The organism is Cellulomonas sp., from assembly GCF_036279715.1.
In the GTDB taxonomy this organism is placed as follows: domain Bacteria; phylum Actinomycetota; class Actinomycetes; order Actinomycetales; family Cellulomonadaceae; genus Cellulomonas_A.
Genome location: NZ_DASUIR010000026.1, coordinates 64,383 through 83,109 on the forward strand (window position 1 = coordinate 64,383; position 18,727 = coordinate 83,109).

Here is an 18,727-nt window from a genome sequence, read left to right on the forward strand (position 1 = left end):
GGCGCTCAGTCCGCCGCGCTGTCCGCGATGAGCACGTCGTCGGTGACGTCCGGGTGCGGGTCGCCCGTGGGCTGCGAGCGCCGCAGGAACGGCCGCAGGGTCGAGGCCACCCCGTACACGAGGATGGCGAGGACGACGATCGTCGCCCCGGGCGGGAAGTCCTCCCAGTAGGTGATGGCGAGCCCGACGATGCTCACGGCGACGCCGATCGCGCTCGCGACCGTCATCGTGCGGCCGAACGAGCGCGCGTACAGCTGCGCGACCGCGACCGGCACGATCATGAGGGCGCTGACGAGCAGCAGGCCGACGACGCGCATCGCGACGGTCACGGTGAGCGCGGCGATGGTTGCGATGAGCATGTTGAGCAGCCGGACCGGGATCCCGCTGGCGCGCGCGAACTCCTCGTCGTGGCTGACGGCGAACAGCGCCGCCCGCAGCCCGACGCCGGCCACCAGGACGAGGGCCGCGAGCACGACCGTCCAGGCGAGGTCGGCGACGGACACCGTCGAGATCGACCCGAAGAGGTAGCTGATGAGGTTGGCGTTGGTGCCGCCGGCGACCTTGATGAGCAGGACGCCGCCTGCGATCCCGCCGTAGAACATCAGCGCGAGCGCGAGGTCGCCGTTGGTCTGCCCGCGCTCACGCACGAGCTCGATGACGACCGAGCCGATGATCGCCGCGACCACGGCGCCGGGGACGGCCAGCGCGTCGTGCGGCGCGAGGCTCGCCCAGTTGCCGACGAGCCAGCCGAGCGCGACACCGGTGAGCGCGACATGCCCGATGCCGTCTCCCATGAGCGACATGCGGCGCTGGACCAGGAAGGTGCCGACCACGGGGGCCGCCGCGCCGACGAGGATGGCGGCGAGGAAGGCGCGCTGCATGAGCGGCGAGCCCAGCATGGTCGTGAACGTCTCGATCCAGCTCACAGGTTCACCTCCACGGAGATCGTCGGGGCGGTCGGCGGAGGTGTCGGGCCCGGGTGGGCGTGGGTGTGGTCGTGGTCGGGCATCCCGTGCTCGCCACGTGCGCTCGGCGGGGCGCCGTCGTGCGCGATCCGGCCGTGGCGCAGGACCACGGCGCGCTCGATGAGCGGGGCGAAGGGGCCGAGCTCGTGGAGGATGACGACGACCGTGGCGCCGCCGCCGTGCAGGCGCTGGACCGCGTCGACGAACGTCTGCTGCGTGGGGATGTCGATGCCGGACGTCGGCTCGTCGAGCACGAGGAGCTCGGGTCGGCGGACCAGGGCGCGGGCGATGAGCACCCGCTGCTGCTGCCCCCCGGAGAGCTCGTGGACGGGTCGGCGCGCCTTGTCGGCGAGCCCGACCTCATCGAGCGCCGCGAGTGCGCGGGCGCGGCCGTCGCGCGGCGGGCGGAGCCGGTGCCGGTGGAGGAGGCCCGCGGTGACGACCTCGAGCGCGCTCGCGGGGACGCCCGCGCCGCCCGGGAGCCGTTGGGGCACGTACCCGATCCGCTCCCACGGTGCGGACCGGCCCAGCGGGCTGTCCAGGAGGCGAACGCTGCCGCTGGAGATCGGGACGATGCCCAGCAGTGCGCGGACGAGCGTCGACTTGCCGGAGCCGTTGGCACCGAGCAGCGCGAGGACCTCGCCGCGGCCCACCGACAGGTCGATGCCGGAGAGGATCTTCTGACCACCGAGCTGGACGCTGAGCCCCTCGGCCTGGATCACGTTGTCGCTCACGAGCAGGACAATGCCATCTTCAGGGCCGAAAGGTTCGCTTCGGCGATGCTGAAGTAGTCCTGGGACGGGTCGCTCACGCCTTCGAGCGGGTCGAGCACCTGGGCCTCGACGCCCAGGTCGGCGGCCAGCGTCTGGGCGACCTTCGGGCTCACGAGCGTCTCGAAGAAGATCGTGCGGATGCCGCGGTCCTTCACGAGCCGACCGATCTCGGCGAGGCGGTCGGGTGACGGGTCCGCCTCCGGGTCGAGCCCCGAGATGGCGACCTGCTCGAGGTGGTAGCGCGCGGCGAGGTAGCCGAACGCCGCGTGGGACGTCACGAACGCTCGGTCGGCGCAGGTCGCGAGTCCGCTCGCGTACTCGGCGTCGAGCGCGTCGAACCGTGCGGCGAGGGTCGTGGCGTTCGCGGCGTACGTGGCCGCGCCGGCAGGGTCGATGACGCTGAGCTGGTCGGCCACGGCGCGGGCGACCGCCGGCATGCGGCTCGGGTCGAGCCAGAAGTGCGGGTCGAGGGTGCCCGACGCGCCGGCGAGGGGCGCCAGGGTCGTGAGCGTCGCCGCGTCGACCACATGGGCCGGCGGAGCGGCGGCGACCGCGTCGTCGACGGCCGGCTGGAAGTCGGAGAGGTAGACGACGAGGTCGGCGTCGCCGACGCGGCTGACCTGGGCCGGCGAGAGCTCGAGGTCGTGCGGCTCGGCGCCGGGCGGCGTCAGCGAGGTCACGTCGACGCGGTCGCCGCCGACCTGCTGGGCGACCAGCTGCAGGGGGTAGAAGGACGCGAGGACGCTCGGTCGGCTGTCGCCGGCGCTGCCGGGGGAGCAGGCGCCCAGGACGAGCACGGCGGCAGCGACGGGGAGCGCCAGGCGGGCGGCGCGGAGTCGGGTAGGCACGCGCTCAGTCTCGGGCAGTTGAGAATCGTTGTCAAAGTGATGTCAGGAGCGCACGGGGGCGCGCGCGATCCCGGTAACCTCGGGTGCGTAGCCTCCGCCAGCCAGGTGTGGGGTCGCCCGAGGAAATGAGTGTGCACGTGGCCCCGTCCCGTCTTGACGCCGTCACCTCCCTGGCCAAGCGCCGTGGGTTCGTCTTCCCGTCCGGTGAGATCTACGGCGGGACCCGGTCCGCGTGGGACTACGGGCCCTTGGGCGTCGAGCTCAAGGAGAACATCAAGAAGCAGTGGTGGCGGACGATGGTCACGAGCCGCGACGACATCGTCGGGCTGGACTCCGCGGTGATCCTGCCGCGTCAGGTCTGGGTCGCGTCCGGCCACGTCGGGGTGTTCACCGACCCGCTCACCGAGTGCCAGAGCTGCCACAAGCGGTTCCGCGAGGACCACCTGATCGAGGAGTTCGAGGAGAAGAAGGGCCGCGCGCCCGAGAACGGCCTCGCCGACATCGCCTGCCCGAGCTGCGGGACGCGGGGGCAGTGGACGGAGCCGCGCGACTTCAACATGATGCTCAAGACGTACCTCGGCCCCGTCGAGGACGAGTCCGGTCTGCACTACCTGCGGCCCGAGACCGCGCAGGGCATCTTCGTGAACTTCGCCAACGTCGTCACGACGAGCCGCAAGAAGCCGCCGTTCGGCATCGGCCAGATCGGCAAGTCGTTCCGCAACGAGATCACCCCCGGCAACTTCATCTTCCGCACGCGCGAGTTCGAGCAGATGGAGATGGAGTTCTTCGTCGAGCCCGGGACCGACGAGACGTGGCACCAGTACTGGATCGACGCGCGCACCGACTGGTACACCGACCTCGGCATCGCCCGCGAGAACCTGCGCCACTACGAGCACCCGCAGGAAAAGCTGTCGCACTACTCCAAGCGGACTGTCGACATCGAGTACCGCTTCGGGTTCCAGGGCAGCGAGTGGGGCGAGCTCGAGGGCATCGCGAACCGCACCGACTTCGACCTCAAGACGCACACCGAGCACTCCGGCCAGGACCTGTCGTACTTCGACCAGGCCAAGAACGAGCGCTGGGTTCCCTACGTCATCGAGCCCGCCGCAGGACTGACGCGCTCGCTCATGGCGTTCCTCGTCGAGTCCTACACCGAGGACGAGGCGCCGAACACCAAGGGCGGCGTTGACACCCGGGTGGTCCTCAAGCTCGACCCGCGCCTCTCGCCGGTCAAGGCCGCGGTGCTGCCGCTGTCCCGCAACGAGGCGCTCTCGCCCAAGGCCCGTGACCTCGCGGCCGAGCTGCGCAGGTCCTGGAACATCGAGTTCGACGACGCGGGGGCGATAGGCCGTCGGTACCGTCGCCAGGACGAGATCGGCACGCCGTTCTGCATCACGGTGGACTTCGAGACGCTCGACGACCAGGCCGTGACGATCCGCCACCGCGACGACATGTCGCAGGTCCGGGTCGGGCTCGACCAGGTCTCGGCGTACCTCGCGGCCCGACTGATCGGCGCCTGACCCGCTCCTCCGTCACGACCGGCACCGCGTGGATCCCTTCGTTCACGGGTGGATCCACGCAGTGCCGGTCGCTGCGCGCGGGGCCGTGCAGTACGGCGAACCTCAGTGGGTGTGCGCGCGCGCGTGGTCGGTCGTCCGGTGGCGGCCCTCCACGGGTGAGGACGTGACGACGACCGCGGCGATCACCGTCGTCAGGGGGATGGCCAGGACCAGGCCGATCGACCCGACGAGCGTCCGCACGATCTCCTCGGCGAACTGGCCGCTCGTGAGCGTCAGCCCGATCGGGAGCTGGTACACCTGCACGAGCAGCAGCACGGGAAGAGCGGCGCCCGTATAGGCGAACGCGATCGTGTAGATGGTCGACGCGATGTGGTCGCGCCCGATACGCATCCCGCGGGAGACCAGCTCGCGCACGGACGCCTCTGGAGACGACGCCCGCAGCTCCCACACCGCCGACGCCTGGGTGATCGTGACGTCGTTGAGGACCCCGAGCCCGGCCATCACGACGCCGCACAAGAACAGTCCCCGCAGGGCCGTCCCGCCGGTGGCACCCAGCAGCCCCGCGAGCCGAAAGCTGTCCTCGGACGTCACGCCTGACAGGTGCGCCGCGTCGGCGCCGAGGACCCCGAGCCCAGCAGTCAGCCCGAGCCCGACGAGCGTGCCGAGCAGCGCGGTCGAGGTGCGGTGCGAGAAGCCGTGTGCGAGATAGAGGACCACGACCATGATCACCGTCGAGCCGCACAGCGCGATGAGCAACGCATTCTGGTCGGCGAGCAGACCCGGCAGCATGTACTTGCCGATGATGGCGAACGCGATCCCGAGGCCCACGAGCGCGCGCAGTCCCCGAGCCCCCGCGACGAGCACCGTGATGATCGCGAACGCGAGCGCGAGGGTCCCCAGCGGCACGGTGCGCTGGAAGTCGTGCCAGGCCCAGACCTCGCCGTCGGTGTCCGTCGCGGGATAGCGCTCGACGACGATGTCGGTGCCGACAGGGACGTCGGACGGCGTCAGGGTCGCGGTCGCCCAGACCTGGATCGCACGGCCTCGCTCGCTCCCGCTCGTGACGGTCGCACTGACCTTGAGGCACTCCACCGAGTCGGGGACCGTGCCGTCGGCAAGCCGGTCCTCGGCGGTCGCCTCGCAGCTCTGGACGCTGGTCGCCGTGACGTTCGCGCTCGGGTACTCGGCGGCCACGTCGACGATCTGGCCGACTGTCGACCGGGGCTCGCCGGGCCACGTCAGCCACATGCCGACGAGCGCAGCGAGCGCCACCGGCACGAGGACGGCCGCCAGGATCACGGAGGTTCGTCGGGGGGCGTGCCGACGCGCGCTCGAGGTGCTCACGCGGGAAAGTCTGCGGCACGCTCGGCACGTCGGGCGACGGCCACACCGACTCGACCAGGTCGCGGCGCACCCTGCGGCTCGGCTGACCGGCGCCTGAGCCCGGGCGGCACGGTGGCCGACATCGCCGGCGGGCTGTTCCTGTCCGAGGGCGCCGTGCGCAACTACCTGTCGTCAGCGATCGGCAAGACGGGCGCGCGTACGCGTGCCGAGGCGGTGCGGATCGCCGAGGAAAGCGGCTGGCTGCTCGGCTGACCGGGCCGACGCGTGGGGGACAATCATGCGGTGACCCTCCCGAACGCCGCAGCGACAGCCCTCGTCGACGACGTGCACCTCGCCGGCACCGCGACGCGCGTCCTCCCGCCGCTGCGCATCGGCCCGCTGACGATCGACACACCGGTCGTGCTCGCGCCGATGGCGGGGGTCACGAACGCGGCGTTCCGGCGGCTGTGCCGCGAATCGGGCGCCGGTCTGTACGTCGCCGAGATGGTCACGTCGCGCGCGCTGGTCGAGCGCGGCGAGGAGTCCATGCGGATCATCGCGCACGAGCCGGACGAGAAGCCGCGGTCCGTCCAGGTGTACGGCGTGGACCCGGTGACGGTGGCTGCGGCCGTGCGGCTCATCGCGTCGGAGGACCGCGCGGACCACATCGACCTCAACTTCGGCTGCCCGGTCCCCAAGGTGACCCGCCGCGGCGGGGGAGCGGCGCTCCCGTGGAAGCGGGACCTGTTCCGCTCGATCGTCAGCGCGGCGGTCGATGCCGCGAGCCCGCACGGTGTCCCGGTCACCGTCAAGATGCGCAAGGGCATCGACGACGACCACCTCACGTACCTGGAGGCCGGGCTCGTCGCGCAGGAGGTCGGGGTCGCGGCGGTCGCTCTGCACGCGCGCACCGCGGCGGACTACTACTCGGGCTCGGCCGACTGGGAAGCCATCGCGCTGCTCAAGGAGACCGTGACCGACATCCCGGTGCTCGGCAACGGTGACATCTGGTCGGCCGAGGACGCACTCGCGATGGTGGCGCAGACCGGGTGCGACGGGGTTGTCGTGGGGCGTGGGTGCCAGGGGCGCCCCTGGCTGTTCGCGGACCTCGCGGCCGCGTTCGCGGGCTCGGACGAGCGTCGGCGGCCCGGTCTCGGCGAGGTCGCGGCGGTCGTCCGGCGGCACGCCGTCCTCATGGTCGAGACCTTCGGCGACGAGTCGAAGGCGCTGCGTGAGATGCGCAAGCACATGGCCTGGTACTTCAAGGGGTACGTCGTCGGCGGGGAGGTGCGCGCCCAGCTCGGGCTGGTCTCGACGCTCGCCGAGCTCGACGACCGCCTCGCGGGCCTCGACCTCGACCAGCCCTACCCGGGTGCGGGCGCCGAGGGCCAGCGCGGTCGCGCAGGCTCGCCCAAGCGGCCGTCCCTCCCGGAGGGCTGGCTCGACTCCCGCGACCTGTCGGAGAGCTTCCGCCGCGCGCTGCACGAGGCCGAGCTGAGCATCTCGGGCGGCTGACCGCGGGGGTCGGCGACGCGCTGTCGCAAGTTTCAGTACGCTTGCGACGCTCGACGACGACGACGGGGGAGCACGCGTGCAGCGCTGCACAGCACGGACGACACGACGGTCGCGGAACGCGGTCCTCGCGCTGCTCACCGGGGCGGTCGTGGCCCTGAGTGCCGCCTGCACGAGCGGTGTCCCAGCCCCCGCCGCGACCTCGACGGCCCTCGGGTCGGGATCGGCACCCGCGCCCGCGGGTGCCCGCGACGTCGGCGTGCAGCTCTTCCAGTGGACGTGGGACGCGATCGCGACCGAGTGCACCGACCACCTCGGGCCTGCGGGCTACGGCTGGGTCCTCACCTCGCCGCCGCAGGAGCACGTCCTCGGGAGCCAGTGGTGGACGGCCTACCAGCCCGTCAGCTATCGCATCGAGTCCCGGCTCGGCTCGCGCACGCAGTTCGGCGCGATGGTCGCCGCGTGCCACGCGGCGGGCGTCGAGGTCCTGGCCGACGCCGTGATCAACCACATGACCGGGAAGGACGCGCCTGGGACGGGCTGGGCCGGTTCGACGTACTCGCACTACGACTACCCGGGCATCTGGTCGGACGCCGCAGGCGACTTCCACCACTGCGGCGTCGGCTCCTCCGACGACATCGCGAGCTACAAGGACGCCTACCAGGTGCAGAGCTGCGAGCTGAGCAACCTCGCCGACCTCGCGACCGGCACGCAGCACGTCCAGGACGGGATTGTCGCCTACCTGACGGACCTGCTGTCGCTCGGGGTCGACGGGTTCCGCATCGACGCCGCCAAGCACGTCCCCGCCGAGGACCTCGCTGCCGTCGTCGGTCGGTTGCCCGCGGGGACCCGCATCGTGTCGGAGGTGATCCGCGGCAGCGGCGAGCCCGTCACGCCCGAGCAGTACGCGGCGATCGGCGACGTGCTCGAGTTCGCCTGGGGCAAGGACGTGACCGGCATGGTGCGCGGCGGGTCGCTGCGGCTCGCTGCGGGACTCGGCTCCGGGGCCACGTACCTGCCGTCCGACAAGGCCTGGATCTTCGTCGAGAACCACGACACCGAGCGCGGCCGGGCGACGCTCGGGTACCGCGACGGGGCCGACTACGTCCTCGCCAACGTGCTGATGCTGGCGACCGACTACGGCCGGCCGATCGTCTACTCCGGCTACGCGTTCAGCGACCGGGACGCGGGACCCGTCCAGGACGCGGCGGGCAAGGTCCTGGATGCGCAGTGCCCTGCGGCAGTCGGTCCGGACGTGAGCTACACCGACGGCGAGTGGGTGTGCCAGCACCGCTGGACCGCGATCGAGGGCATGGTCGGCTGGCGCGACGCCGTGGGCGACGACCCGGTGGGGGACCGCTGGGAGCACGGCGACGCGTTCGCGCTCAGCCGGGGTACGCGCGGGCTCGTCGTGCTCAACGGCGGCGACGTCGAGGTGGCGGCGCAGGTCCCCACGACGTTGTCAGACGGTTCGTACTGCGACGTCGTGGCTGGGCCGGTGGTCGAGGGTCGGTGCCTCGGTGACCCGGTCACGGTGCGCGGTGGGCTCGCGGACGTACGCGTGGCACCGCGCACCGCGCTGGCGCTCCACGTGGGAGCCCCGGCCGGCGCCTGACCTGCGGGCGACGGGTCGGCTGGCGCCGGACCTGCGGGCGACGGCCGCCGTGACCGGTCTCAGCCCAGCCGACCCCACACCGTCGTGTCGCTCGGGACGAGGACCGTCCCGTCGTCGGTTGTCGGGAGCTCGCCGCTCGCGAGCAGGACGTGCAACGTCTCCGACCGCGGCAGCGCGATCGGCTCGGCGCCGAGGTTGGCGACGACGTAGACGTCGCGGTTCGCGAAGGCCAGGACGCGGGACGCGACGTCCGGGTCGGGTCCGTCGACCCAGCAGAGCGACCCAGAGCCGAGGTGGAAGTCGCGCCGCAGCCGCAGCGCCTCGCGGTACAGCTCGTACGTCGAGCCCCGGGTGCCCCGCTGGGCGTCGAGGGCGTAGGCGGCCCACGAGGCCGGCTGGGGGAGCCAGGAGGCGCCGGTCGGCGAGAACCCGAAGCCGGGTGCCTCGGCAGCCCAGGGCAGCGGCACCCGGCAGCCGTCCCGGCCGCGCTCGGTGTAGCCCGAGCGCCACCAGGCGGGGTCCTGGCGGAGGTCGTCGTCGAGCGCGGTGTGCTCGGGCAGCCCGAGCTCCTCGCCCTGGTACAGGTACGCCGATCCCGGCAGGGCGAGCATGAGGAGCGTCGCGGCGCGCGCCCGGCGCAGGCCGAGCTGCTCGTCGGGCTGCTCGTCCTCCGCCCCGATGCCGTTGGGCCGAGAACCGGGCTCGCTGAGTCCGAGGCGCGAGGTGTGGCGGACGACGTCGTGGTTCGAGAGGACCCACGTCGTCGGGGCCCCGACGTCGTCGCTCGCCGCGAGGGAGGCGGCCACGACGTCCCGCAGCGCGGCGGCGTCCCAGTGGGTCGTGAGGAACGAGAAGTTGAACGCCTGGTGCATCTCGTCAGGTCGGACGTAGCGCACGAGCCGCGCGAGGGGCTCGACCCACGCCTCGGCAACCAGCGCGCGATCGCCGTCGTACTCGGCGAGGACCTGGTGCCACGAGCGGTAGACGTCGTGGACGCCGTCCTGGTCGAACATGGGTCCCGAGTCGCCCGCGCCGGCCGAGCCGTCATCCTCGATGCTGCCCTCGATCATCGAGGCCTCGCCGTCCCAGTCGGGCAGGCCCGGCGCCTTGACGAGGCCGTGCGCGACGTCGATCCGGAACCCGTCGACGCCCCGGTCGAGCCAGAACCGCAGGATGCTCTCGAACTCGGCGCGCACCTCGGGGTTGGTCCAGTCGAGGTCCGGCTGGCGCGTGTCGAACAGGTGCAGGTACCACTGCCCGGGGCGGCCGTCGGGGTCGGTCGTGCGGGTCCAGGCAGGCCCGCCGAAGATCGACGTCCAGTTGTTGGGCGGCAGCTCGCCGCCGGGGCCCTTGCCCTCGCGGAACAGGTAACGCGCGCGCTCCGGGCTGCCGGGATTGGCGGCGAGCGCGGCGCGGAACCACACGTGCTCGTCGGACGTGTGGTTCGGGACGAGGTCGATGATGACGCGCAGACCCAGCCGGTGGGCTCGCTCGAGCAGGACGTCACAGTCCGCGAGCGTCCCGAACAGAGGGTCGACGTCGCGGTAGTCGGCGACGTCGTAGCCTGCGTCGGCCTGCGGGGAGCGGTAGAACGGCGAGAGCCAGATCGCGTCGACCCCGAGGCGTGCGAGGTGGTCCAGCCGCGAGGTGATGCCGGGGAGGTCGCCGATGCCGTCGCCCGACGCGTCGGCGAACGACCGCGGGTACACCTGGTAGATGACGGCGTGACGCCACCACTCGGAGGACGGTGACTCCGCGGCGTGGACGAGTGTCGTGGTGATGTGGCCGAGGGTGCTGTCGGTGCTCACAGGGAAGTGCCTCGATTCGGCGGGGCGGGCGCATGCGCCCGGTCGGTCGGTCGGTCAGTGGGTCAGTGGGTCCGGCCGCGCCCGGCTCGGGGGGCGGCCCGGCACGAGAGTGTCGGTTTCAGCGTACGGCGGGAGCAACGCCCGTCGACCCGCGCACGATGAGCTCGGGGTGGAACAGCAGCTCGGTCCGCGTGCCGCGCACCCCGTTGATCTCGGCGACGAGCGCGCTGACGGCGGCGTGCCCCATCGCCTGGACGGGCTGGCGGACGGTGGTGAGCGGCGGGTCCGTGAAGGCGATGAGCGGCGAGTCGTCATAGCCGACGACCGAGATGTCGGCCGGCACGTCGAGCCCGCGCGCCCGTGCTGCGCGGATGGCGCCGAGGGCCATCAGGTCGGAGCCGCAGATGATCGCGGTGTGGCCTGTCGCGATGAGCTCGCCGGCAGCGGCCTGGCCGCCCTCGACCGTGAACAGGGTGGTCACGATGTGGCTGGCGGGGTCCGTGTCGTCCAGGTGCCGCGCGAGGTTGTCGGTGAATGCCGCGACCTTGCGCTGGGCCGGGACGAAGCGCTCGGGACCGATCGCGAGCCCGATCCGCCGGTGGCCGAGCGAGATGAGGTGCCGGAACGCGAGGTCCATCGCGGCCGCGTCGTCGCTCGAGACCGCAGGTGCGTCGACGCCCTCGGCGAAGCCGTTGACGAGCACGATCGGCATCCCGCGGCTGCGCAGCCGGTGGTAGCGGTCACGGCCGGCTGTGGTGTCCGCGTGCAGCCCCGAGATGAAGACGATGCCGGCCACGGAGTGCTCGAGGAGCATCTCGACGTACTGGTCCTCGGTCGTGCCGCCGGGTGACTGCGTGCACAGCAGCGGCGTGTAGCCGGCCTCCGAGAGCATCGACTCGACGACCTGGGCGAACGCCGGGAACACCGGGTTGGTCAGCTCGGGGACGACCAGCCCGACGAGGCCCCGCGAGCGGGTGTGCAGCTTCTCGGGGCGCTCGTAGCCGAGCATGTCGAGGGCCGCCAGCACCGCCTGGCGCGTCTGCGTGGAGACACCATGCTTGCCGTTGAGCACGCGCGAGACGGTCGCCGTGCTGACGCCGGCCTGTTCTGCCAGGTCTGTCAATCGAGTGCGCACGTGCGGCAGCGTAGGGGACACGGGACCTCCTCGTCCGTGAGCAGGCTCGCGGTCACCCGCTTGCCCTGAAAATGTTGCCTGAAAGTTACCGTAACGAGTTGCAGACTCCGTAGCAAGCGGGTTAGCGTCGTGGTCATCAGGCCAGAGTCGGTGGGACAACCCGTCGACGCACGGCTTCTCCCACAGATCCTTGGAGACACGAAGATGCGACGGAGCATCCCCCTTGTTGCCACTGCCCTGGGCGTGGCGCTCACGCTCGCGGCGTGCAGCGGGTCGTCCAACACCCCGGCGGCCGTGACCACCCCCTCCGAGACTGCGACCACCGCAGCTCTCACCGGCACCCTCACCGTCTGGGTCGACGAGACCCGGATCAACGACATCAAGCCAGTCGCCGAGTCGTTCCAGGCGAAGACCGGCGTCGTGCTCGACCTCGTCCAGAAGGCGTCCGGCGACATCCGGACCGACTTCGTCGCGCAGGTCCCGACCGGTGAGGGCCCCGACGTCATCATCGGCGCCCACGACTGGACCGGGGAGTTCGTCAAGAACGGCGTCGTCGCGCCCGTCGAGCTCGGCGACAAGGCCGCCCAGTTCTCGAAGTCCGCGGTCGACGCGTTCGCCTACGGCGGCAAGCAGTACGGCGTCCCGTACGCGATCGAGAACATCGCGCTCGTGCGCAACAACAAGATCGTCAAGGACACCCCGAAGACGTTCGACGAGGTCATCGCGCAGGGCAAGGCGGCCGGCACACCGTTCCCCGTCATCATCCAGCAGGGTGACCAGGGCGACGCCTACCACCTGTACCCGCTTCAGACGTCGTTCGGTGCGCCGGTCTTCAAGCAGGAGTCCGACGGCTCGTACACGAACGAGCTGGCCCTCGGCGGCGACGCCGGCACGAAGTTCGCGGCCTACCTGCAGAAGCTCGGTCAGGACAAGGTCCTCGACCCGGCCATCGACGGCGACAAGGCCAAGCAGGCCTTCCTCGACGGGCAGTCGCCGTACATCGTGACCGGACCGTGGAACACGACGGCGTTCAAGGAGGCCGGCATGGACATCACCGTGCTGCCGATCCCGAGCGCCGGCGGCCAGGAGGCCAAGCCGTTCGTCGGTGTCCAGGGTGCGTTCATCAGCGCGAAGACCAAGAACGCGGTCCTCGCCAACGAGTTCGTCGTGAACTACCTGACGACCGAGGCCGTCCAGGACGCCCTCTACTCGACCGGTGGTCGGGTGCCCGCGCTCAAGGCGTCCGCAGCGAAGATCGACGACCCGATCCTGGCCGGCTTCAACGAGGCCGGCGCGACCGGCGCCCCGATGCCGTCCATCCCCGAGATGGGTTCCGTCTGGGGATTCTGGGGCACGACCGAGGTTCAGATCATCGGCGGCCAGGCCGCTGACCCCGCCGCGGCGTGGGCCACGATGGTCGACAACATCACGGCCGCGATCAAGGGCTGAGCCCAGCGCGAGCAGCACGCCCGAGGGGGCCCCGATTGCCGTCGGTGCCCCCTCGGGTCAGGCTGAGCCCACCGGATGGTCGCGCGATGGAGCGCGTAGTTCCCTAGGAGCGTCATGAGCACCCAGCAGACGGGGTCGCGGGCCGCCGGTCCCGACATCGACGAGCAGATCGTCACGCGCGGCAAGGGGGCGTCATCCCACGCACGTGACTTCGGTCCGGGCTTCTTCGTCAAGCTCGTCCTGGTCGCGGTGGTCAACGCGCTGGGTGTCTACGGCATCCTGGCCGCGGCCGCCGTCGGGTCGTGGGGGATCGTCGGATTCCTCGCGATCGCCCTCGTCCTGGTCGACTGGGTGTACTTCTCGCGGCGCATGCTGCCGATGAAGTACCTGCTCCCGGGTCTGCTGTTCCTGCTCGTCTATCAGCTGTTCGTCATGGGGTACACGGGCTACGTCGCGTTCACCAACTACGGCGACGGCCACAACTCGACCAAGGCCGACGCGATCGCCGCGATCCAGGTCCAGACCGAGCGGCGGGTCGAGGGCTCGCCCAGCTACCCGCTGACCGTCCTGGAGAAGGGCGGCACGCTCGCGCTCGCGATCGTGGAGAACGACAAGGCGATGGTCGGCACCGCCGACCAGGCACTCGCGCCGGCGGACGGCGCGACCGTCGAGTCCGGTCGGGTCACGGCGGTCCCCGGCTACACCACGCTGGCCTTCGCGCAGATCGCGCAGCGCCAGGACGAGATCACCAACCTGCGCGTGCCGGTGGCCGCCGACGGCTCGAAGGGCAGCCTGCGCACGCAGGACGCCTCGACCGGGTACATCTACACGCCGAGCACCGTGTACGACGCGGCGAGCGACACCTTCACCGACGTCGAGTCCGGCACGGTCTACACGCCGTCCGCCGAGGGGACCTTCACGGCGGCCGACGGCTCGACGCTGAACCCCGGCTGGCGCGCCGGCGTCGGCCTGAAGAACTTCACCACGATGTTCACCGACTCCCGGATCTCGGGTCCGTTCTTCAAGATCCTCGCGTGGACGTTCGCGTTCGCGATCCTCTCGGTCGCCACCACGTTCGCCCTCGGGCTGTTCCTCGCGATCACGTTCAACGACCCGCGGGTGCGCTACCGCCGGCTCTACCGGTCCCTGCTGATCCTTCCCTACGCGTTCCCGGGGTTCCTCGCGGCGCTGGTCTGGCGCGGGATGCTCAACCCCCGGTTCGGGTTCATCAACGAGGTGCTGCTCGGTGGTCACCATGTGCCGTGGCTCACGGACCCGTGGCTCGCCAAGGTGTCCGTCCTGCTCGTCAACCTCTGGCTGGGCTTCCCCTACATGTTCCTGATCTGCACGGGAGCGTTGCAGGCGATCCCCGGGGACGTGATCGAGTCGGCCCGGATGGACGGTGCGGGCGCGCTGCGCATCCTGCGGTCGATGACGCTGCCGCTGCTCATGATCTCCGTGGCGCCGCTGCTCATCGCGTCGTTCGCATTCAACTTCAACAACTTCACGCTGATCTACATGCTCACGGGTGGTGGCCCCAACTTCGAGGGGTCGCCGATCCTCGTCGGGCACACGGACATCCTGATCTCGATGGTCTACTCCGTGGCGTTCGAGAGCGGCACCAAGCAGTACGGGCTCGCGAGCGCCGTCTCGATCCTGATCTTCGTCATCGTCGGCACGATCTCCTGGATCGGCTTCCGGCGTACCAAGACCCTCGAGGAGCTCTGACATGGCGACCACATCGCTCGAGCAGCACGCACCCGTCACCGGTCTGCGTTGGTGGCGTGAGGTCGGCTGGCGGCACGTCGTCGGGATCGTGATGATCGCCGTCTGCGTCCTGCCGCTGCTGTACGTCATCTCGGCGTCGCTCAACCCGAACGGGACCCTCACGGGCTCCAACAAGCTCTTCCGGACCTTCAGCCTGAACAACTACACCGAGCTCGCGAGCACCGACTTCGCCAAGTGGGGCGTCAACTCGCTCGTCATCTGCACCGTGACAGCCCTCGGGACGGTCTTCATGGGGGCTGCGGCCGCCTATGCGTTCTCCCGGTTCCGCTTCTCGGGCCGTCGGGCGTCCCTCACGGCTCTGCTGCTCATCCAGATGTTCCCGCAGATGCTCGCGTTCGTGGCGATCTTCCTGCTCCTCCTCAGCGTCGGTGAGGTGTTCCCCGCACTCGGCCTCAACAGCTCGCTAGGACTGATCGCCGTGTACCTCGGGGGCGCGCTCGGGGTCAACACGTTCCTCATGTACGGGTTCTTCAACACGGTCCCGCGGGAGCTCGACGAGGCGGCGAAGATCGACGGTGCGAGCCATGCGCAGATCTTCTTCACGATCATCCTGCGGCTCGTCGCGCCGATCCTGGCCGTCGTCGGTCTGCTGTCCTTCGTCTCGGCGTACGGCGAGTTCGTGGTCGCGAAGGTCGTGCTGCAGCGCGTCGAGCACTACACGCTCGCCGTGGGTCTGTACGTGTGGGCGTCCGACGAGCGCAACGCGCCGTGGGGACTCTTCGCCGCCGCGGCCGTGCTGGCGGCCATCCCGGTCGTGCTGCTCTTCCAGTTCCTCCAGCGCTACATCGTCGGCGGTCTGATCGCGGGCTCGGTCAAGGGGTGAACCGCACGCACCACCTCCTCGGCGACCCGCACCACGACGGCTCCGAGGTCTACGTCTCGCGCGCGACCCCCCAGCTCGGCGACGTCGTGCCCGTCCGGTTCAGGGTGCCCGCGGCCGGGACCGAGCGTGCGCTGTGGGTCCGCACCGTGCGCGACGGCGAGCCACGGTTCGTGCCGGCGCGACTGGACCGCAGCGACGCCCACGAGCGCTGGTACGTCGCGGACGTGCCCGTGCACAACCCGGTCACGGGCTACCGCGCGCTGCTCGACGAGCCCGGCGGCTACCGCTGGCTCAACGCGAGCGGCGTCCACGCACGCGACGTCCCCGACGCGCACGACTTCCGGCTGACCGTGCACCCGCCCGCACCCCCGTGGCTCGACAGCGCGGTCGTCTACCAGGTCTTCCCGGACCGGTTCGCGCGCGCGGGCACCGGGCCGCAGGTGCACGAGGGGCCGCCGCTCGGCCCGCTCCCGGACTGGGCCCTGCCGGCCAGCTGGGACGACGAGCCGATCGCGTCCGGACCGGGCACGTCGCAGCAGTACTTCGGCGGGCACCTCGCGGGGGTCGAGCAGCACCTCGACCACCTCGAGCGGCTCGGCGTCGACGTCCTGTACCTGACCCCCGTCTTCCCCGGCCGCTCCAACCACCGGTACGACGCGAGCACGTTCGACCACGTCGACCCGCTGCTCGGCGGTGACCGCGCGCTCGCGTCCCTGAGCGCCGCCGTGCACACGCGTGGTATGCACCTCATCGGCGACCTCACGACCAACCACACGGGCGCCGGCCACGAGTGGTTCGCCCGTGCGCGGGCCGACGCCACGAGCGAGGAGGCGTCCTACTACTACTGGTCCGACGCCGCGCCGGGCTACGTCGGCTGGCTCGAGCACGCGTCGCTGCCCAAGCTCAACTACGCGGCCGGCTCGCTCGCGCGGCGGATGATCGACGGTCCCGAGTCGGTCATCGGGCGATGGCTCGACGCGCCGACGTCACTCGACGGCTGGCGCATCGACGTGGCGAACATGACGGGTCGGTACGCGTCGGACGACTTCACGCGCGAGGTCGCCCGCACGATCCGGCGCACGATGTCCCAGGTCAACCCGGATGCCGTGCTCGTCAGCGAGCACTTCCACGACGCCGGCGCTGACCTCACGGGCGACGGCTGGCACGCGAACATGAACTACTCGGGCTTCACCCGGCCGGTGTGGACCTGGCTCGTGCCCCTGGGCTCCGCGCTGGGGTTCCTCGGTATGCCGGTCCCTGTCCCGCGGCGGGACGGCGCCTCGATGGTTGCGACGATGCGGGACTTCGACTCGGCTGTGCCGTGGGCGGTCACGGCCCACCAGTGGAACATGCTCGGCTCGCACGACACCGCTCGGCTGCGGACCGTCGTCGGCTCGCGCGAGGCCGTCGAGGTCGCCGCCGGACTGCTGTTCACGTACCCCGGCACGCCCGCGATGTTCGCGGGCGACGAGGGCGGGCTGACCGGGGTCACGGGCGAGCATGCCCGCGTGCCCATGCCGTGGGCCGCCATGTCCGGTCCGGACGACCCGCGCTGGGACGCCCGGACGTTCGACGTGTACCGCTCGCTCATCGCGGTGCGCCGAGGCAGCAGGGCGCTGCGGGAGGGCGGCATGCGCTGGGCGGTCGTCGGGCCCGACGCTGTGGCCTACCTGCGCGAGACGCTCGACGAGTGCGTCCTCGTCCTCGTCGCGCGGACGTCGTGGGAAGGCGCGAGCCTCCCGGCGCACCTGCTCGGACCGGGGTGCGAGCCCGAGAACCTCTACGGCGGCGCCCACCTCCCGGTCCGTGGCGACGCGCTGCACCTGCCGGGTGACGGTCCCGGGGTGCAGGTCTGGCGGCTGGCCTGAGCTCGGCGAACTAGGGTGTGCGCGTGACCGTGGAGACCTGGAGCGACGGCTACGCCGAGCTCGACCGGGCTCGGTGGGTCATCGAGGCGCCCAAGTCGCGCGCCCGGACCCCGTTCGAACGGGACCGGGCTCGGCTCGTGCACTCGTCGGCGCTGCGCCGCCTCGGAGCCAAGACCCAGGTGCTCGGACCGTCGTCGGACGACTTCGTGCGCACCCGTCTCACGCACTCGCTCGAGGTCGCGCAGGTCGGACGCGAGATCGGCAAGGCGCTCGGCTGCGACCCCGACGTCGTCGACACGGCGTGTCTCGCGCACGACCTGGGCCATCCACCGTTCGGCCACAACGGTGAACGTGCGCTCGCCTCGCTCGCCAAGGGCATCGGGGGCTTCGAGGGCAACGCTCAGACCCTGCGGCTGCTCACGCGGCTCGAGCCCAAGGTCGTCGCCCCCGACGGTCGTGCGGTCGGTCTCAACCTGACGCGCGCGAGCCTCGACGCGTCGGTCAAGTACCCGTGGTTCGCCGGGGAGGGCCCGCTGAGCCCGAGCGGGCTGCCCACGCACAAGTTCGGCGTCTACGCCGACGACGCGCCGGTCTTCGCGTGGCTGCGCGAGGGCGCGCCCACCGACCACAAGTGCCTCGAGGCGCAGGTCATGGACCTGGCCGACGACATCTCGTACTCGGTGCACGACGTCGAGGACGCCGTCGTCGGCGGACGGCTCGACCTGCGGGTCCTGACGGTCGACGACGAGCGTGCGCGGGTGCTCGCGGCGGTCGAGTCCTGGTACGGCGACCTCGTCTCGGGCCCGGAGCTCGAGGACGCGATGGACCGGCTCAACGCGGCCGACCTCTGGGCGCAGGGGTTCGACGGGTCGCGCGGCGCGCTCGCGATGCTCAAGGACGCCACCAGCCAGCTCATCGGACGGTTCGCGGGCGACGCGCACGCCGCGACGCGCGCTCGGTACGGCCCCGGGCCGTTGACGCGCTACGCCGCCGACCTCGTCGTCCCGGCCGAGACCCAGGCCGAGATCCTGGTCCTCAAGGGCCTCGCGGTCGCGTATGTGATGGCGCCGCGCGAGCTCGAGCCGCTGTACCACCGCCAGCGCGAGATCCTCGTGGACCTCGTGCGGGTCATGAGCGAGCGCGCCCCGCTCGCGCTCGAACCGCCGTTCGCCGCCGACTGGGTGCTCGCGGACGACGACGCGGCGAGGCTGCGCGTCGTCATCGACCAGGTCGCGTCACTCACCGACGTGTCGGCCGCCGAGATGCACGCGCGGCTCGTCCACCCACCGAGGCGCTGACC

Annotated in this window: 14 protein-coding genes and 1 pseudogene; 9 read left to right on the plus strand and 6 right to left on the minus strand. The window is 71.3% G+C overall.

All coding sequences use genetic code 11. The annotated features are described in order from the left end of the window. Positions 1 to 5: 5 nt before the first annotated feature. The 3 genes from VFW79_RS02270 to VFW79_RS02280 are packed head-to-tail and all read right to left on the minus strand — an operon-like array spanning position 6 to position 2,586. Positions 6 to 899 (minus strand): metal ABC transporter permease, encoded by an 894-nt coding sequence (locus VFW79_RS02270; RefSeq protein WP_329675733.1) that lies wholly within the window; start codon positions 897 to 899, stop codon positions 6 to 8. A 23-nt stretch (positions 900 to 922) separates the two neighbouring features. Then, positions 923 to 1,699 carry a metal ABC transporter ATP-binding protein gene (locus VFW79_RS02275; protein ID WP_329675692.1) on the minus strand — a complete coding sequence of 259 codons (777 nt, stop codon included), beginning with the start codon at positions 1,697 to 1,699 and terminating at the stop codon, positions 923 to 925. Continuing rightward, positions 1,696 to 2,586 (minus strand): metal ABC transporter substrate-binding protein, encoded by an 891-nt coding sequence (locus VFW79_RS02280; protein ID WP_329675693.1) that lies wholly within the window; start codon positions 2,584 to 2,586, stop codon positions 1,696 to 1,698. Before VFW79_RS02280 ends, VFW79_RS02275 begins: the two co-directional genes overlap by 4 nt. Positions 2,587 to 2,711: 125 nt before the next feature. Here VFW79_RS02280 and VFW79_RS02285 point away from each other — a divergent pair, with 125 nt between their 5' ends. After that, positions 2,712 to 4,106: a glycine--tRNA ligase gene (locus VFW79_RS02285; protein ID WP_329675694.1), complete on the plus strand. Its 1,395-nt coding sequence runs from the start codon at positions 2,712 to 2,714 to the stop codon at positions 4,104 to 4,106. A 102-nt stretch (positions 4,107 to 4,208) separates the two neighbouring features. Here the strand turns inward: VFW79_RS02285 and VFW79_RS02290 are convergent, their stop codons facing one another. After that, positions 4,209 to 5,450, minus strand: coding sequence for a YibE/F family protein (locus VFW79_RS02290; RefSeq protein WP_329675695.1), 1,242 nt, complete (start codon positions 5,448 to 5,450; stop codon positions 4,209 to 4,211). Between the two features lie 102 nt (positions 5,451 to 5,552). Here VFW79_RS02290 and VFW79_RS02295 point away from each other — a divergent pair. The 3 genes and pseudogenes from VFW79_RS02295 to VFW79_RS02305 form a co-directional block, all read left to right on the plus strand. Further along, a pseudogene (locus VFW79_RS02295) lies at positions 5,553 to 5,702 on the plus strand (response regulator transcription factor); the annotation flags it as partial. Positions 5,703 to 5,774: 72 nt separating this feature from the next. Further along, positions 5,775 to 6,944: a tRNA dihydrouridine synthase DusB gene (gene dusB / locus VFW79_RS02300; protein WP_329675734.1), complete on the plus strand. Its 1,170-nt coding sequence runs from the start codon at positions 5,775 to 5,777 to the stop codon at positions 6,942 to 6,944. Between the two features lie 76 nt (positions 6,945 to 7,020). Further along, on the plus strand, positions 7,021 to 8,556 hold the full coding sequence (locus VFW79_RS02305) for an alpha-amylase family protein (RefSeq protein ID WP_329675696.1): 1,536 nt from the start codon (positions 7,021 to 7,023) through the stop codon (positions 8,554 to 8,556). Positions 8,557 to 8,615: 59 nt separating this feature from the next. Here VFW79_RS02305 and VFW79_RS02310 read toward each other — a convergent pair whose 3' ends face one another. After that, positions 8,616 to 10,364, minus strand: coding sequence for an alpha-amylase family glycosyl hydrolase (locus tag VFW79_RS02310; RefSeq protein ID WP_329675697.1), 1,749 nt, complete (start codon positions 10,362 to 10,364; stop codon positions 8,616 to 8,618). 118 nt (positions 10,365 to 10,482) lie between these two features. Beyond that, the gene (locus tag VFW79_RS02315; protein ID WP_414647839.1) at positions 10,483 to 11,499 is read right to left on the minus strand and encodes a LacI family DNA-binding transcriptional regulator; all 1,017 of its coding nucleotides are present in this window, start codon (positions 11,497 to 11,499) and stop codon (positions 10,483 to 10,485) included. A 204-nt stretch (positions 11,500 to 11,703) separates the two neighbouring features. On the opposite strand from VFW79_RS02315, the gene VFW79_RS02320 reads away from it, so the two are divergent. The 5 genes from VFW79_RS02320 to VFW79_RS02340 all read left to right on the plus strand — a co-directional run bounded on the left by VFW79_RS02320 (position 11,704) and on the right by VFW79_RS02340 (position 18,725). Next, positions 11,704 to 12,948: a maltose ABC transporter substrate-binding protein gene (locus VFW79_RS02320; protein WP_329675699.1), complete on the plus strand. Its 1,245-nt coding sequence runs from the start codon at positions 11,704 to 11,706 to the stop codon at positions 12,946 to 12,948. A gap of 114 nt (positions 12,949 to 13,062) precedes the next feature. Beyond that, a complete protein-coding gene (locus VFW79_RS02325) occupies positions 13,063 to 14,676 on the plus strand; it encodes an ABC transporter permease subunit (protein ID WP_329675700.1) in 1,614 nt (537 codons plus the stop codon). A gap of 1 nt (position 14,677) precedes the next feature. Further along, positions 14,678 to 15,559, plus strand: coding sequence for a sugar ABC transporter permease (locus VFW79_RS02330; protein ID WP_329675701.1), 882 nt, complete (start codon positions 14,678 to 14,680; stop codon positions 15,557 to 15,559). Then, positions 15,556 to 17,427, plus strand: a complete 1,872-nt coding sequence (locus VFW79_RS02335) for a glycoside hydrolase family 13 protein (RefSeq protein ID WP_329675702.1) — start codon at positions 15,556 to 15,558, stop codon at positions 17,425 to 17,427. Before VFW79_RS02330 ends, VFW79_RS02335 begins: the two co-directional genes overlap by 4 nt. 23 nt (positions 17,428 to 17,450) lie before the next feature. Further along, the gene (locus tag VFW79_RS02340; protein ID WP_414647840.1) at positions 17,451 to 18,725 is read left to right on the plus strand and encodes a deoxyguanosinetriphosphate triphosphohydrolase; all 1,275 of its coding nucleotides are present in this window, start codon (positions 17,451 to 17,453) and stop codon (positions 18,723 to 18,725) included. Positions 18,726 to 18,727: the final 2 nt, after the last annotated feature.